Annotated in this window: 11 protein-coding genes; 8 read left to right on the top strand and 3 right to left on the bottom strand. The window is 68.2% G+C overall.

Annotated features, from left to right (window positions below; translation table 11 throughout):
- The 6 genes from G3N62_RS20195 to G3N62_RS20170 all read left to right on the top strand — a co-directional run.
- Window positions 1-613: alpha-E domain-containing protein (locus tag G3N62_RS20195; protein WP_206141286.1), on the top strand; the 613-nt coding region annotated here is incomplete at its 5' end.
- A gap of 8 nt (window positions 614-621) precedes the next feature.
- On the top strand, window positions 622-1,599 hold the full coding sequence (locus G3N62_RS20190) for a transglutaminase family protein (protein WP_034191645.1): 978 nt from the start codon (window positions 622-624) through the stop codon (window positions 1,597-1,599).
- Window positions 1,600-1,692: 93 nt separating this feature from the next.
- Window positions 1,693-5,106, top strand: coding sequence for a transglutaminase family protein (locus tag G3N62_RS20185; protein ID WP_124669412.1), 3,414 nt, complete (start codon window positions 1,693-1,695; stop codon window positions 5,104-5,106).
- Between the two features lie 199 nt (window positions 5,107-5,305).
- Window positions 5,306-7,912 (top strand): circularly permuted type 2 ATP-grasp protein, encoded by a 2,607-nt coding sequence (locus G3N62_RS20180; protein ID WP_241013154.1) that lies wholly within the window; start codon window positions 5,306-5,308, stop codon window positions 7,910-7,912.
- On the top strand, window positions 7,906-8,931 hold the full coding sequence (locus G3N62_RS20175; protein ID WP_049032981.1) for a transglutaminase family protein: 1,026 nt from the start codon (window positions 7,906-7,908) through the stop codon (window positions 8,929-8,931). The genes G3N62_RS20180 and G3N62_RS20175 overlap by 7 nt, the downstream gene beginning before the upstream one ends.
- Window positions 8,932-9,111: 180 nt before the next feature.
- Window positions 9,112-9,384, top strand: coding sequence for a hypothetical protein (locus G3N62_RS20170; protein WP_059556695.1), 273 nt, complete (start codon window positions 9,112-9,114; stop codon window positions 9,382-9,384).
- 67 nt (window positions 9,385-9,451) lie between these two features.
- Here G3N62_RS20170 and pip read toward each other — a convergent pair whose 3' ends face one another.
- Window positions 9,452-10,384 carry a prolyl aminopeptidase gene (gene pip, locus G3N62_RS20165; RefSeq protein WP_124669410.1) on the bottom strand — a complete coding sequence of 311 codons (933 nt, stop codon included), beginning with the start codon at window positions 10,382-10,384 and terminating at the stop codon, window positions 9,452-9,454.
- Window positions 10,385-10,708: 324 nt separating this feature from the next.
- Between pip and G3N62_RS20160 the strand changes: the two genes are divergently transcribed.
- On the top strand, window positions 10,709-11,860 hold the full coding sequence (locus tag G3N62_RS20160; RefSeq protein ID WP_049032984.1) for an acyltransferase: 1,152 nt from the start codon (window positions 10,709-10,711) through the stop codon (window positions 11,858-11,860).
- A 22-nt stretch (window positions 11,861-11,882) separates the two neighbouring features.
- On the opposite strand, the gene G3N62_RS20155 is transcribed toward G3N62_RS20160, so the two are convergent.
- Window positions 11,883-12,701 carry a hypothetical protein gene (locus tag G3N62_RS20155; protein WP_034191639.1) on the bottom strand — a complete coding sequence of 273 codons (819 nt, stop codon included), beginning with the start codon at window positions 12,699-12,701 and terminating at the stop codon, window positions 11,883-11,885.
- A 143-nt stretch (window positions 12,702-12,844) separates the two neighbouring features.
- On the bottom strand, window positions 12,845-13,657 hold the full coding sequence (locus G3N62_RS20150) for a DNA-binding transcriptional regulator (RefSeq protein WP_124608443.1): 813 nt from the start codon (window positions 13,655-13,657) through the stop codon (window positions 12,845-12,847).
- 163 nt (window positions 13,658-13,820) lie between these two features.
- Between G3N62_RS20150 and G3N62_RS20145 the strand changes: the two genes are divergently transcribed.
- The gene (locus tag G3N62_RS20145) at window positions 13,821-15,668 is read left to right on the top strand and encodes a bifunctional 3-(3-hydroxy-phenyl)propionate/3-hydroxycinnamic acid hydroxylase (RefSeq protein WP_124669409.1); all 1,848 of its coding nucleotides are present in this window, start codon (window positions 13,821-13,823) and stop codon (window positions 15,666-15,668) included.

Genomic DNA, 15,668 nt, shown 5'->3' with positions numbered 1-15,668 from the left:
GAACGGCGCGTGGCTCGCGCTGCGCCGCGCGCTGGCGCAGCCGGTGCCGGAGAGCGAGCTGCCGGCCGTGCTCGACGAAGTGAAGCGCGAAACCGCGCTGATCCTCGGCAGCTTCTACAGCACGATGTTGCGCAACGAGATCTTCGATTTCGCGCAGATCGGCGCATTCATCGAGCGCGCGGACAACACCGCGCGGATCATCGACGTGAAGTACCACCTGCTGCTGCCGTCGGTATCGCACGTCGGCACGATCCTCGACAACTACCAGTGGGAGACGATCCTGCGCTGCGTCGCCGCGCACCGTTCGTACCGCTGGGTGTACGACGTGCAGTACAAGCCGATGAACATCGCCGACTACCTTATCCTGAACGGCCGCATGCCGCGTTCGCTGCGTTATTGCTACGGGCGCGTCGTGTCGAGCCTGAACCTGCTTGCAAAGGATTACGGCGTGACACACCCGTGTCACGACACGGCCACGAAGATCCTGCAAATGCTGTCCGATACCTCGGTCGAGCGGATCTTCAAGAGCGGGCTGCACGAGTTCCTGACCGACTTCATCGGCCGCAACAACAGCCTTGGGCTCGAAATCGCCCAGGCTTACAACTTCGACTGAGACTTGCCATGCGACTCGCCATTCGACACATTTCGCGTTATCAGTTCGACGATCAAGCCACCCATGCGCTGCAACGGCTGCGGCTGCGCCCGCAGTCGGGCCCCGGGCAGACGGTGCGCGCGTGGCAGGTCACGATCGACGGCGTCGAGCCGTCGCTGTCTTACGCCGACGGGCTCGGCAACCGGATCGACCTCGTGCGTCACGACCGCGGCGCGAAGGCCGAGATCGTCGTCGTCGCGGCCGGCGTCGTCGAGACGCAGGACCGCGCGGGCATTCTCGGGAATCCGGAGGGCTATGCGCCGCCGTGGATCTTCGAGCGCGAGACCGCGCTCACGAAGGCGGGCGATACCGTGCGCGAACTCACGGAAGCGCTGCCGATCGAGCCGCACGGCCTCGACGCATTGCACTGGCTGATGACGGAAGTGCACGACCGCATCGCGTATGCGCCGAACCTGGCCGCCGACGTGCCCGTCGACGCGGAAACCGCGCTGCAAAGCGGCGAGGGCACGAGCCGCGACCATGCGCATGCGTTCATCGCGGCCGCGCGCGTGCTGAAGATTCCCGCGCGCTACATCTCGGGCTACGTGCTCGCCGACAGCGCGATGCAGCGCATCGCCGATGCGAAGCAGAACGCGGGCGACGTCGAGGAGGAGGAAGCGCTCGCGCTGCAGAGCGGCGAGGGCATGCAGCAGATGCTCGGCGCATCGCATGCCGCGCAATCGCAAGGGCTGCCGCAACCGGCGCTCGGCGCGCAGCCGCAGGCCGCCGCGCTGATGCAGCAGCCGGCCGGCCATGCATGGGCCGAGGCGTACGTGGAAGGGCTCGGCTGGGTCGGGTTCGATCCGTTCATGAACCGCTGCCCGGACGAGCGCTACGTGCGCATCGCGGTCGGCCTCGATTATCGCGACGCGCAGCCGGTGACGGGGCTCGGTGCGACGGCCGTCGGCGTCGAGATCAGCGTCGTGCAGTCGCCCGAGCTCGTCTGACCCCGCGCACGCTTTCGCCGAATCCGCCATGCCGGGCCGCCGCGTCGAGTGCGACGCGGCGCGCGCGGCCGGCCCAACCCGAACCGAGTTCCCATGTCCATCCACGTCGCGCTGCATCACACCACCCGCTATCGCTACGACCGGCTCGTCAACCTCGGCCCGCAGGTCGTGCGGCTGCGGCCCGCGCCGCATTGCCGGACGCCGATCCTTGCGTACTCGATGACGGTCGAGCCCGCGCAGCACTTCATCAACTGGCAGCAGGACCCGTTCTCGAACTATCTCGCGCGGCTCGTGTTTCCGGAGCGCACCGAGCACTTCGAGATCACGATCGATCTCGTCGCCGAGATGTCGGTGTACAACCCGTTCGACTTCTTCCTCGAAGCGAGCGCCGAGCAATACCCGTTCAGCTATGACGATGCGCTGAAGACCGAGCTCGCGCCGTATCTCGTGTGCGATCCGCAGACGAGCGCGTCGCCGTTGTTCCGCACGTATCTCGACGGCGTCGATCGCACGCCGGCCGGCACCGTGAACTTCCTCGTCGCGCTGAACCAGCAGCTTCAGCACGACATCGGCTATCTCGTGCGGATGGAGCCCGGCGTGCAGACGCCCGAGCAGACGCTCGAGCTCGCGTCCGGCTCGTGCCGCGACAGCGCGTGGCTGCTCGTGCAGCTGTGCCGTCATCTCGGCATCGCCGCGCGTTTCGTGTCGGGCTACCTGATCCAGCTCACGCCCGACGTGAAGTCGCTCGATGGCCCGAGCGGCACGTCGGTGGACTTCACCGACCTGCACGCGTGGTGCGAGGTGTACCTCCCGGGCGCCGGCTGGATCGGCTTCGACCCGACGTCGGGCCTGCTCGCGGGCGAAGGGCATATTCCGCTCGCCTGCACGCCGCAGCCGACGAGCGCCGCGCCGGTCGAAGGGCTGATCGACGAGTGCGAGGTGTCGTTCGAGCACGAGATGACCGTGACGCGCGTGTACGAATCGCCGCGCGTGACGAAACCGTATACGGAATCGCAGTGGGACGCCGTGCTGGCGCTCGGCACGCAGGTCGACGGCGCGCTGGCGGCCGGCGACGTGCGGCTCACGCAGGGCGGCGAGCCGACCTTCGTGTCGATCGACGATCGCGACGGCGCCGAGTGGAACACCGATGCGCTCGGCCCGACCAAGCGCGGCTACGCGACCGAACTCGTGCAGCGGCTGCGCGCCGAGTACGGCGACGGCGGTTTCCTGCATTTCGGGCAGGGCAAGTGGTATCCGGGCGAGCAGCTGCCGCGCTGGGCATTGTCGATCTTCTGGCGCGCGGACGGCCAGCCCGTGTGGCACGATCCGTCGCTGTTCGCCGACGAGCGCGAGCCGTCCGCGTACACGACCGACGATGCGAAGCGCTTCATCGATGCGCTCGCCGCGCGGCTGAACCTGACCGACGAATTCATCCAGCCCGGCTACGAGGATGTCTGGTACTACCTGTGGCGCGAGCGCCGGCTGCCCGTCAACGTCGATCCGTTCGACTCGCGACTCGACGACGAGCTCGAGCGCGCGCGGCTGCGCAAGGTGTTCGACCAGCAGCTCGACAGCGTGGTCGGCTACGTGCTGCCGGTCAAGCGCACGGACGATGCACCGGGTCTCGACGGGCCGCGCTGGCAGACGGGCCCGTGGTTCTTCCGCGACGAGCGGATGTATCTCGTGCCGGGCGATTCGCCGATGGGCTATCGACTGCCGCTCGATTCGCTGCCGTGGGCCTCGCGCGCCGACCATCCGTACCTGGTCGAACGCGATCCGTTCGCGCCGCGCAGCGCGCTGCCGGACGCCGCCGCGATCCGTGCGCGCTACGCGGGCCCGGCCGACGCGCCGCGCTACCTGTCCGGCGTGCATCGCGAAGCGCCTGCGCAGACGGTCATGCAGTGGCGTGACGACGGCACGGCCGCGGGCGGGCGCGCGTCAGCGCACGATCCGCAGCGCCGGCCCGAGCGCTTCGAATCGGCCGCGTGGATCACGCGCACCGCGCTGTGCGCCGAGGTGCGCAACGGCATCCTGTACCTGTTCATGCCGCCGCTCGCCGCGCTCGAGGATTATCTCGACCTGCTCGGCGCGATCGAGCTGACCGCGCACGCGCTCGGCGTGAAGCTCGTGCTCGAAGGCTATCCGCCGCCGCGCGATGCGCGGCTGAAGCTGCTGCAGGTGACGCCCGATCCCGGCGTGATCGAGGTGAACATCCATCCGGCCGCGAGCTTCGACGAACTCGTCGACCACACGGAATTCCTGTACGACGCCGCGTGGCAGTCGCGGCTGTGCAGCGAGAAATTCATGGTCGACGGCCGTCACGTCGGCACGGGCGGCGGCAACCACTTCGTGCTCGGCGGTGCGACGCCGGCCGACAGCCCGTTCCTGCGCCGCCCGGACCTGCTCGCGAGCCTGATCGCGTACTGGCACAACCATCCGTCGCTGTCGTACCTGTTCTCGGGGCTGTTCATCGGGCCGACGAGCCAGGCACCGCGCGTCGACGAGGCGCGCAACGACCAGCTGTACGAACTCGACATCGCGTTCGCCGAGATCCAGCGCAACAAGCTGCTGTTCGGGCAGGACATGCCGCCGTGGCTCGTCGACCGCGTGCTGCGCAACCTGCTGATCGACGTGACGGGCAACACGCACCGCAGCGAGTTCTGCATCGACAAGCTGTATTCGCCCGATTCGTCGACCGGCCGGCTCGGCCTGCTCGAGCTGCGCGCGTTCGAGATGCCGCCGCACGCACGGATGAGCATCGTGCAGCAACTGTTGCTGCGCGCCCTGGTCGCGCGTTTCTGGGCCGCGCCGTACACGACGCCGCTCACGCGCTGGGGCACCGCGCTGCACGACCGCTTCATGCTGCCCGAGTTTCTTCAGATGGATTTCGACGATGTGCTGGCCGAACTGCGCGAGGCCGGTTTTGCGTTCGATCCGGCGTGGTTCGCACCGCACTTCGAATTCCGCTTCCCGCTGTTCGGCCAGATCGCGGTGAACGGCATGCAGCTGTCGTTGCGCGGCGCACTGGAACCGTGGCACGTGATGGGCGAGGAGGGCGCGCCCGGCGGCACGGTCCGTTACGTCGATTCGTCGGTCGAACGGCTCGAGGTGCGCGTGACGGGGCTGAACGACAACCGGCACGTCGTGACCGTCAACGGCCGCGCGCTGCCGCTGCAGCCGACCGGCACCGTCGGCGAGTATATCGCGGGCGTGCGCTACAAGGCGTGGTCGCCGCCGTCCGCGCTGCATCCGACCATCGGCGTGCATGCGCCGCTCACGTTCGACATCGTCGATACGTGGCTGCAGCGCTCGCTCGGCGGCTGTCGTTATCACGTCGCGCATCCGGGCGGGCGCAACTACGCGACGTTCCCGGTCAATGCATACGAAGCCGAGAGCCGCCGGCTCGCACGCTTCGTCGAGATGGGGCATACGCCGGGGCGGATGGATGTCGCGGCTGCCGCGCCGAGCCGCGAATTCCCGTTCACGCTCGACTTGCGGCGGCCGTGATCCAGTAACGACGGGGCGGACGACGATGCGCGGCTCGCGATCTCCCGGCGGCCTCGCCGGAATGCTAGGATGCGGGCAGATTGCGGCCGCGCGCCGTGGCTTGCCGCCCCGATGGCGGCGCGCGTGCGCGGCCGCACCCTGACGACGGAACGACATCGTGCCGCCCATTGATACCGACCATCTCGCCGCCCTCGACGCGATGCCCACGCTTTTCGATACCGGCGCGCAGCCGGACGCCGCCGAACTGGCCGCCGCGCTCGCGGCGCCGGCGGCCGCCGGCCGCTACGACGAACTGCGCGGCAGCGCGGCCGGCCTGATCGCGCCTGCGCTCGCGCCCGCGTGGCGCAGCTTCTTTACGTCGATCGGCAGCGACGGCGTGGCCGATCTCGATCGCCGCGCCGATGCGCTGCACCGGAGCATGCGCGAGAACGGCCTGTTCTACCAGCTGCACGAGCAGCGCGCCGGCGACGGCGCGGCCGGCCCGTGGTCGCTCGACCTGCTGCCGATGATCGTCACGCCCGACGACTGGGTCGCGATCGAGCGCGGCGTGCTGCAGCGCGTGCGGCTGCTCAACGCGACGCTGGCCGACCTGTACGGGCCGCAGACCATCCTGCAGCGCGGGCTGCTGCCGCCCGCGCTCGTCACCGGCCACCCCGGCTACCTGCGCGCGATGCGCGGCGCGCGCGTGCCGGGCGATACCTGGCTGCACGTCGTCGCGTTCGATCTCGCGCGCGGCCCGGACGGGCAGTGGCGGATCGTCGCGCAGCATACGCAGGGCGCGGCCGGGCTCGGCTACCTGCTCGAAAACCGCCTGATCGTGTCGCGGCTCTTTCCGCGCGGGTTTCGCGGGCTGCGCGTGCAGCGCCTCGCGTCCGCCTATCGCGCGCTGCTGCAGAGCATGCAGTCGCTCAGCCCGGCCCGCAAGAACTCGCGGATCGTGCTGCTGACGCCAGGGCCGCACAGCGCGACGTATTTCGAACATGCGTATCTCGCACGCTATCTCGGCCTCACGCTCGTCGAAGGCGGCGACCTGACCGCGCGCGACAACCGCGTCTTCCTGAAGACGCTGCGCGGGCTCGAACCGGTGCACGGCATCCTGCGGCGCGTCGACGACGCGTGGCTCGATCCGCTCGAATTGCGGCCCGATTCGATGCTCGGCGTGCCGGGGCTGCTGCAGGCCGTGCGCGCGGGCAACGTGCTGCTCGCGAACGCACCGGGCTCGGGCTTCCTCGAATCGCCGGCGATGCTCGGCTTCATGCCGCGCCTCGCCGAAGCGCTGCTCGGCGAAACGTTGACGCTGCCGGCCGTGCATTCGTGGTGGTGCGGCGAGGCGGCTGCCTGCGACGATGCGCTGCCGCAGCTTGCGCGCGGCATCGTGAAGGCCTCCTATCCACCCGAGGTGCAGGCCGGCGGCGCGTTCGAGCCGGTGATCGGCGCACGGCTCACGCAGGCGCAGCTGGCCGCATGGCGCACCCGGATCCTCGCGCGGCCCGAACACTACACGGTGCAGGCCGACCTGCCGCTGTCGCAGGCGCCGACCTGGCCGCGACCCGACACGCCCGAGGGCAACGGCAGCGCACGCATCGTGCCGAAGCCGCTGCTGCTGCGCGTGTTCGCGCTCGCCGACGGCGCGCAGCGCTGGCGGCTCCTGCCCGGCGGGCTGTCGCGGGTCGGCACGCGCGACACGCTGTTCAATGCGCCGATGCCGCACGGCGGCAGCACCGTCGATACCTGGGTGATGACCGAGGGCATCGTCGATTCGACGACGCTGCTGCAAACGCACCTCGGCCCCGACGACCTCGTCGAGCGACCGCGCGCGATCGCGAGCCGTGCGGCCGAGAACCTGTTCTGGCTCGGCCGTTACACCGAACGCGCGACCAACCTGATGCGCCTCGCGCGCGCCGCGCTCGAAAGGCTGCGCGGCGAAGACGACGTCGACAGCCCCGCGCATCTGGAACTGATCGATACGTTGTGCCGCGACACGGGCCTGATCGCGGCCGACGCGCCGAATGCCGTCGACGCGCCGCGCGCGTTCCAGCACGCGCTTGCGACGTCGCTGACGCGCGGTGCCGATCGCACGTCGGGCATCGCGTCGTGCCTGTTCGGGATGCGCGGCGCCGCCGCCGCGATCCGCGAACGGCTGTCCAGCGATCAGTGGCGGTTGATCGACGACGCGACGCAACTGTTCGCGGACAGCGCCGGGCAGCCGGAGGCCGAGGAGCAGATCGGTAACGAGGCGCTGCAGCTGCTGGAGCGCCTCGGCCTGCTGCTCGGCGCGATCACCGGTGCGCAGACCGACAACATGACGCGCGACGACGGCTGGCGCCTGCTGTCGATCGGCCGGCAGATCGACCGGCTGGACTTCCTGTGCAGCGTGCTGAAGTTCGCCTTCGAGGAGGGTGTCGTGCACCGGCAGGACGGTTTCGAACTCGTGCTGGAGCTGTTCGACAGCACGATCACGTTCCGCTCGCGTTTCCAGCGCGGCTTCGACGTCGCGCCGCTGCTGTCGCTCGTCGTGCTCGACACCGACAATCCGCGTTCGCTCGGCTGGGTCGTGCAGGCGCTGCGCGGCCGGCTGACGAAGGTCGAGCGCAGCGAAGGCTATGCGCTGTCCGAGCTGGCCGAGACGATTCCGGACGTGCCCGCGTGGTCGCTGCACGAACTGTGCGAAACCGTTGACGGCGGCCGGCACGACAAGCTGCTCGATGCGCTCGACACGACCGTGAAGGCGGTCTGGGAACTGTCGAACCGCATCGGCGAACGCTACTTCAGCCACGTGCGCGAGGCGGGCAGGACGCTATGGTGACGACGAAAGGCGCGGTGAAGGCGCCGTCCGGTGCAGGCAAGACACGACCGGCAGCCGCGCCGGCCGCCATGGCGCCCGGCCGGTTGCTGCGTGTCACGCACGACACCGAATACCGTTACGCGGCGCGCGTCGAATCCGCGCAGCACCAGGCACGCCTGCAACCGCTCGTGACGCCGCGCCAGCAGGTGCTGTCGTTCTCGCTCGACATCGAGCCCGTGCCGGAATCGGTCTGCACGGAGATCGACGCGTTCGGCAACGCGCGCGCGTCGTTTGCACTGAACCAGCCGCACGACGCGCTGCTCGTGCGCAGCCGCAGCACGGTGCGCGTGACGCCGCCCGTATGGTCGCTTGGCGCCCGCGGCGAGCCGCCGCCCGCGATCGCGCATCCCGACGCAAGGCAGGCGACCGAATGGGAAGCCGTGCGCGACCGCTTGCGGTTTCGTGCGGGGCAGCCTTACGACGCGGCGAGCGAATTCCTGTTCGCGTCGCCGCACGTCGCCTGCGATCCCGAGCTCGCCGCTTATGCGGCCGCGAGCTTCACGCCGCAACGGCCGCTCGTGCAGGCCGCCTGGGACCTGATGCGGCGCGTGCACGCCGATTTCGCCTATACACCGAACAGCACCGACATCACGACGTCGGCGCTCGATGCGCTGCGGTTGCGCAAGGGCGTCTGCCAGGATTTCGCGCACGTGATGATCGGCGCGCTGCGCTCGCTCGGGCTGGCCGCGCGTTACGTCAGCGGCTACCTGCTCACGCAGCCGCCGCCCGGGCAACCGCGGCTGATCGGTGCCGATGCGTCGCATGCGTGGGTCGAGGTGTACGACCCGGCATGGCCCGAGGACAACGGCTGGCTGCAGCTCGATCCGACCAACGACCGCGCGCCGGGCGACGACTACGTGATGCTGTCGGTCGGTCGCGACTATGCGGACGTCACGCCGCTGCGCGGCGTGATCCGCGGCGGCGGTGCGGATCAGGAGCTGAAGGTGGGCGTGACGGTCGAGCCGCTCGATGCACCGTAACGCCGGCCACCCGTGCGGGCGGTTTCCCGTTTAAGTCTTCGTTAATACTGCACGCCTAGGATGGTGATGCTGGCGGACGGTCCGGATCCCGGTCCGGCGCGCCGGCGGCACGCGCGGGTGCGTCGACGTCACGGCGCCGCGCCGTCGCGCGTCGCCATTTCCTTGCAACGGCGGCAGACCATGATCAAGCACTTCGACTACACGCTCGGCGGCGAGACGATCTCGCTCTGCGCGAGCTTCGGCGCGGGCCCGGCATTCCGCCGCGTGCTCGTGAGCCGCGCGGATTCGATGGAGACGCTGGTGGTGCTCGACGCGCGCGGCCTGTCGGGCCTGCTGAAGGTGGCGACCGAAGAACCGGAGGGGCTGCTCGACGACGCAATTCGCAAGGTCGGCGACGAGCAGCTTGTCGAGCGCGCGATCAGCGGCAGGACGATCGTCGAAGCCGCGCTTTGATCGCGGCGGCGCCTAGGTGTGCCGGCAGGCATCGCAGCACGCACTGCGATGCGTTGCACCCTATGGACTACGCGGCGAACCGGTCCGTCGCCGCGATCAACGCTTCGAGGATCCCCGGCTCGTTGTAGGCGTGCCCGGCGCCGGGCACGATCTCGAACGTCGCCTCCGGCCACGCCTTCGACAGTTCCCATGCGGTGCGTGCTGGCGTCGCGACGTCGTAGCGGCCCTGCACGATCACGCCCGGAATGCCGGCGAGGCGATGCGCGTCGCGCAGCAACTGACCTTCCTCGACGAAGCCCTCGTTCACGAAGTAGTGGTTTTCGATTCGCGCGAACGCGAGCGCGTAGTGGCCGTCCGCGAAGTGCGCGGCGAGCGCCGGATCGGGCAGCAGCGTGATCGTGCGGCCTTCCCAGATGCTCCATGCGCGAGCCGCCTCGAGCTTCGCGGCTTCGTCGTCGCCGGTCAGCCGGCGATGGTAGGCGGCCATCAGGTCACCGCGCTCGGCTTCCGGAATCGGCGCAACGAAGTCCTCCCACAGATCCGGGAACAGCCACGACGCGCCTTCCTGGTAGTACCACAGCAGTTCCGCGCGCCGCATCGTGAAGATGCCGCGCACGATCAGCGCGCTCACGCGTTCGGGGTGCGTTTCCGCGTACGCGATCGCCAGCGCGCTGCCCCAGGAACCGCCGAACACGAGCCATTGCTCGGCGCCGACCATCTCGCGCAGGCGTTCGATATCGGCGACCAGATGCCACGTCGTGTTGTTCTCGAGGCTCGCATGCGGCGTCGAGCGCCCGCAGCCGCGCTGGTCGAACAGCAGGATGTCGTAGCGCTCGGGGTCGAACAGGCGGCGATGGTCGGGGCTGCAGCCGGCGCCGGGGCCGCCGTGCAGGAACACGGCGGGCTTGCCGGCCGGGTTGCCGCAGCGCTCCCAGTAGATGCGATGGCCGTCGCCGGTGTCGAGGTGGCCGTGGGCGTAGGGTTCGATCGGTGGGTACACAGGCAGGCTCCGGATGAGGGTCGACTGGAGGCGGACGAGTGCGGGCCGGTATCCGTGCGGGGGCGGTACTTCGGATGTTGCTGCGCCGCAAAAACGTTGCGTGGGCATCGGTCCGGTCGTCGCCGGGCAAGGCTTGTCATTATGCCCATTCGCCACGCCGGGCGCCGGCTCGTTCGGACGTGTGCGGCCGCAGCTGGCGGCGCGGCGATTTTTGAAGCAATTTCATTCCGATATTTTTCATACAAAATCCCGGCGGCATATCGGCATGCCAGTCGGCGCGCCGGTCATCTCCTGTTTCTAACCCGTGCCAACGGAAACGAGCCGATGAACCATCGCGTCACGCAGTTGACCGGGTTGCGCGCCGTCGCGGTCGCGATGGTGGTGGTCGGGCACGCCGAACATGTGCTGCCGGGCGGCTACACGGGCTGGTATGCGCCGTTGCGGCTGATTGCCGACGGCCGGCTCGGGGTCCTGATCTTCTTCGTCCTGAGCGGTTTCCTGATCACCAACGTGCTGCGCGCCGAGTTCGCGCGCACCGGCGGCATTGCGTTGACGTCGTTCTACGTGCGTCGCGCGCTGCGGATCTGGCCGGCCTGCTACGTCTATCTCGCGGCCGTTGCGGTCGTCGCGTTCGCCGGCTGGTTCGACGTCGATCGCCGGCAGTGGCTGTATGCGGCGCTGCATCTGTGGAATTACTCGGCGTGGTTCGGGCTGACCGGCGACAACGCGCTGCATCCGGACGGCGCGTGGTATCTCGGTCATTTCTGGTCGCTCGCGCTCGAAGAGCAGTTCTACTGGTTCTGGCCGCTGCTGTTCGGGTTCGGCATGCGCCGTGCCGGCACGCGCTGGCTGGCCGCGTTGATCCTGATCGTGCCGCTGGTGCGCGCCGTCACGTATTTCGTTGCACCGGCGCTGCGCGGGCAACTCGGGATGATGCTTCACACCGGCGTCGATCCGATCCTGATCGGGTGTTATGCGTCGCTCAACCGGGAACGGCTCGAAGCGTGGATCGGCGCGTGGCGAGGCGAGGCGCGCATCGTGACGGCGATCGTCATCGTCGTGCTGCTCGGCATGCCGCTCGCCGAACACCGGCTCGGCGGCTTCTGGAACGCGACTTACGGCGTGACGCTCGAAGCCGCGTTGATCGCGATCGTGATCGTCGTGCTGAATTTCCGCGGCGAGTTCTGGTGCGCGCGCTGGCTGCGCGCGCGGCCGGTCGTGTTCATCGGCACGATCTCGTTCAGTCTGTATCTGTGGCAGCAGCCGTTCGCGAATCCCGATCTGCCGGTCGTGCATGCGTTTCCGCTCGGCATCGTGTGGGCGCTGCTGGCCGCGACGGCCAGCTACTTCCTCGTCGAGAAACCGTTCCTGCGGTTGAAGGATCGCTATACGGCACGCGAGGCGCGACGTGTGCGGGACGATGCGCTGCGGATGCCCGCGTCGGGCGACGGGATCGGGCCGAAGGTGGCGGAGTAGGCGGGCGCGGGCTGACGCGCCGTTACTTGAAGCGCTGCATCGCGGCGGGCGGATACCAGAAGTTTCGGAACATGTCGATGCCGTATGACTTGCCGTCGTAGCGGACGATCGTGCGTGCGGTGCGCTTGCCCGTCTCGGCGTATTCGTTGTCCTTGCGTTGGCTCTTCGTGATGCGTGCGGTGATCGACAGGTCTGCGAAGCCGTGGCTGGCGGTCTTTTCGACGGCGATCGTCATGTGGGCATCCTCGCTGATCGCGTCACCCATGCCGGCACCGCACGCCGCACCTTCGACGCTGACCCAGCCGTAGAGATTGGTGCCGAACACCGGGCGGATGCGGTTGCCTTCGCGCACCCACAGCGTCAATTCTTCGCTGGCGTCCGCATCCGGACAGCTCGGCCCGCGCGCGCTGCTCGTGAACACGACGCCAAATGCGCGGACCTCGGGCGACAGGCGGTACGGCGCCGTATCGATGCGATAGCTGTTCTCGCCGATCTCGGTCGCCGCATCCTCCTGAACCACCGACTTGTCGGCCGCGACGACCTTGTCGCCCTCGACGAGCGCGACGACCTGCAGCTTGTCGCTTTCGTCCGGATTCTTGCTTTTGGGCAGCGAATCGAACGCGACGGCCGCGATCGTCGTGCCCGGCGCGTTCGGCATGACCTTGCACGCGGACGCGACGACGAGCCGGTTCGCGTCGCGCGTCGCGATGCGTGCGCTCGCGATGCCGGCCCAACGGGCGACGGCCGTGACGGCAGCGTCGCTGCAAGGTTGGCTGTCGGCGGCGTGGGCGGTGGGTACGGCGGCGAGCGCCAGCAAGGGAACGAAGTGATGGATTCTCATGGTCTCGATGAAAAAACGGGTTCTTCCAAGCTCATTCGGGTGCGCGGGGGAGAGCGTCGATTGTCAGCCATGCTCGGCCGCCCGTCGCGGTCGGCACATCGTCATTCGCGCGTCCGTTCATGCCATTCAGCCTGTCTGGGAGACTACGTTGATGCGCGGGAACGAGCCGCGGGTTCCTGTCGCAATGCTTCGGCAATATCCGCTGCTGCTTTTTGCAGCTCGGGCACATAGCGGCGAGTGGCATCCTGGAGACTGACGGCGCGTGACAGGAAGACGACATTGAGGCTGGCGATCACGCGTTCGTCCGCGCTGATCGCGACCGCCACCGCACCGATTTTCGCCTGCGCGGTCCAGTCGCCGTGATTCGATCCGAAACCGTCCTCGCGCACCCGTCGGATCAGCTTGCGCACGAGCGCATCGTTTTTCGCGAACGCCTGTTGCTCTTCACCGCCGGCACCGGAGCGCAACAGTTCCAGAATATCCTCGCGCTCCTCGTCGGGGCACATCGCGAAGTAGGCCCGGCCAGCCGCGGTCAGCAAGATAGGCAAACGCCGCCCGACCATCGAGCGATGAAACGACAGCCGGCTGAAGCGATGTGTCGTCTCGCGGATGATCATTGCGTCGCCGTCGGGTGTGGTCAGATCGGATGGCCACGCGACGCGCTGCAGGAGCTGCCCCATGATCGGCGGCGCCACGGTGGCGATGCGCTCGGTATCGGTGAAGCCCTCGCTCAAGGAACGTACGGCGAGCGTCAGGCGGAAACTGTCGTCGGACGTGCTGCGGCGCACGAATCCTTCCTCCATCAAGGTTTCGAGCAGGCGGCGCACCGTGGTGCGATGCAGGCCGGTCAGATCGGCGATCTGCTGGCTCGTTGCACGCCCGTCTTCCATCGCATTCAGCGTCCGCAGCACCTGGAGGCCGCGCGCCAGTCCGCGCACGTTCGTGTAGGTTGTCACGTAAAAATCCCATTGAAATCAATCATGTGCATTCTATGCACATTCCGGAGATTTTGTTGAGGGTGTTTTCCGCCCTCCATAAACTGCGTGCATAAGTTGAACGATCGAGCGCCAGGCGCTTCGTCGGTTCAGCACATCGGACAAGCCCAGTCAGGAGACAAGCATGCGCCCCGCCTTTGAACCGGCGGCCGGCAACGGCCGCGCTCATCCTCACGAAACGACACATCGTTCGATCGACGCCGATGTCGCCATCATCGGCGCGGGCCCGGTCGGCCTGATGATCGCGAACCTGCTCGGCCTGCAGGGCGTGCGCGTCGTCCTCATCGAGAAGCTCGCGCAGATCATCGACTATCCGCGGGCGATCGGCCTCGACGACGAAGCGCTGCGCGTATTCCAGTCGGTCGGCCTGGTCGACGAACTGCTTCCGCACACCACGCCGAATCACTGGATGCGCTTCACGCTGAAAGGGAAGTGCTTCGCGTCGATCGAGCCGCGCACCGACGAGTTCGGCTGGCCGCGCCGCAATGCGTTCATCCAGCCGCTCGCCGATCGGATTCTGTACGGCGGTCTCGAGCGTTTCGAGAATGTGTCGACGCTGCTTGGCCACGGCGTCGACAGCTTCGCGCAGGACGAGTGCGGTGTGACCATAGAGGCGACAGACGCGCACGGTGCAAAGACGACGATCCGCGCCGCATACATGGTCGGCGCGGACGGCGGCAACAGTTTCGTGCGTCGCACGCTCGACGTGCCGTTCGAAGGCCGCACGAAGCCGAATCAATGGATCGTGATCGACGTGCGCAACGACCCGATCGGCTCTCCGCATGTCTATCTGCATTGCGACGCGCGGCGTCCGTACGTGTCGGCGGCGCTGCCGCACGGGATCCGGCGCTTCGAATTCATGGTGATGCCGGGCGAGACGGAGGAGGAACTGTCGAAGCCGGAGAACATGGCGGCGTTGGTGCGCGGGGTGGTCGACGACCCCGACAAGGTCGACTACATTCGTCAGCGGGTCTATACGCACAACGCGCGGCTCGCGAGCACGTTCCGCGTCAAGCGCATCCTGCTCGCGGGAGACGCCGCGCACATCATGCCGGTGTGGCAGGGGCAGGGCTACAACAGCGGCATTCGCGACGCGAGCAATCTCGGCTGGAAGCTTGCGATGGTCGTGAAAGGCACCGCGCGCGACACGCTGCTCGATACCTACACGATGGAGCGGCGCGCCCATGCACGCTCGATGATCCACCTCTCGGAAGTCGCGGGCGATATCTTCGCGCCGACGAGCTTCGTCGGATCGAAAGTGCGTGACGCGTTCGTGCGCTGCTTCGATGTGCTGCCCGCCATGCAGCGCTATTTCGTCGAGATGCGCTTCAAGCCGATGCCGCGCTATGAAGAAGGTGTCGTGCTGCTGGCGCGCCGCGCGCGGTCCGAAGGGCTGCTCGCGCGCATGATCGCGAAGCGCGGACACGGCGCGTTCGGGCGGCTGGTCGGTCTGATGAGCGAGAAACGTGAATCGCTGATCGGGCGGATGGTGCATGGCCGCGATGCGCAGGCTGGCACCCCCGTGGGCCGCATGTTCATCCAGCCGCGCGTGCGTCGCGTGGATGGCAGCATCGTCCGGCTCGACGATGCGATCGGCAACCGCTTCGCGATCGTGGGATGGGGCTCGGACCCGACGTTCGGCCTGACGCCCGAGGCGCGCCGCATCTGGACCGCGCTCGGGGGGTGTTTCGTGATCGCCAAGCCCGACCCGCAGCTCGCGTTCCACGATGACGTGCCCGAAGACGTGATCGCCATTGGCGATGTCGATTCGCGCCTGCGCGACTGGTTCGCGCGCGTGCCGGAATCGGTCGTGCTGTTGCGGCCCGACCGCTTCGTGGCCGGCATGTGCTCGCCGCAAAGCGTATCGGGTTGCGTGTCGCAGCTTGCGCAAAGGCTGTCGCTTGCCGCGACGACGGGCGCGACGATCAACGACGCGACGTTCCCGCATGCCGCCGATCTGGTAGGGGCCTGA

The organism is Burkholderia sp. Tr-20355 (assembly GCF_017104685.1).
Classification (GTDB): Bacteria; Pseudomonadota; Gammaproteobacteria; order Burkholderiales; family Burkholderiaceae; genus Burkholderia; species Burkholderia seminalis.
The sequence above is the reverse complement of the archived record's forward strand: the minus strand, read 5'-3'. Positions and strand labels throughout refer to the sequence as shown.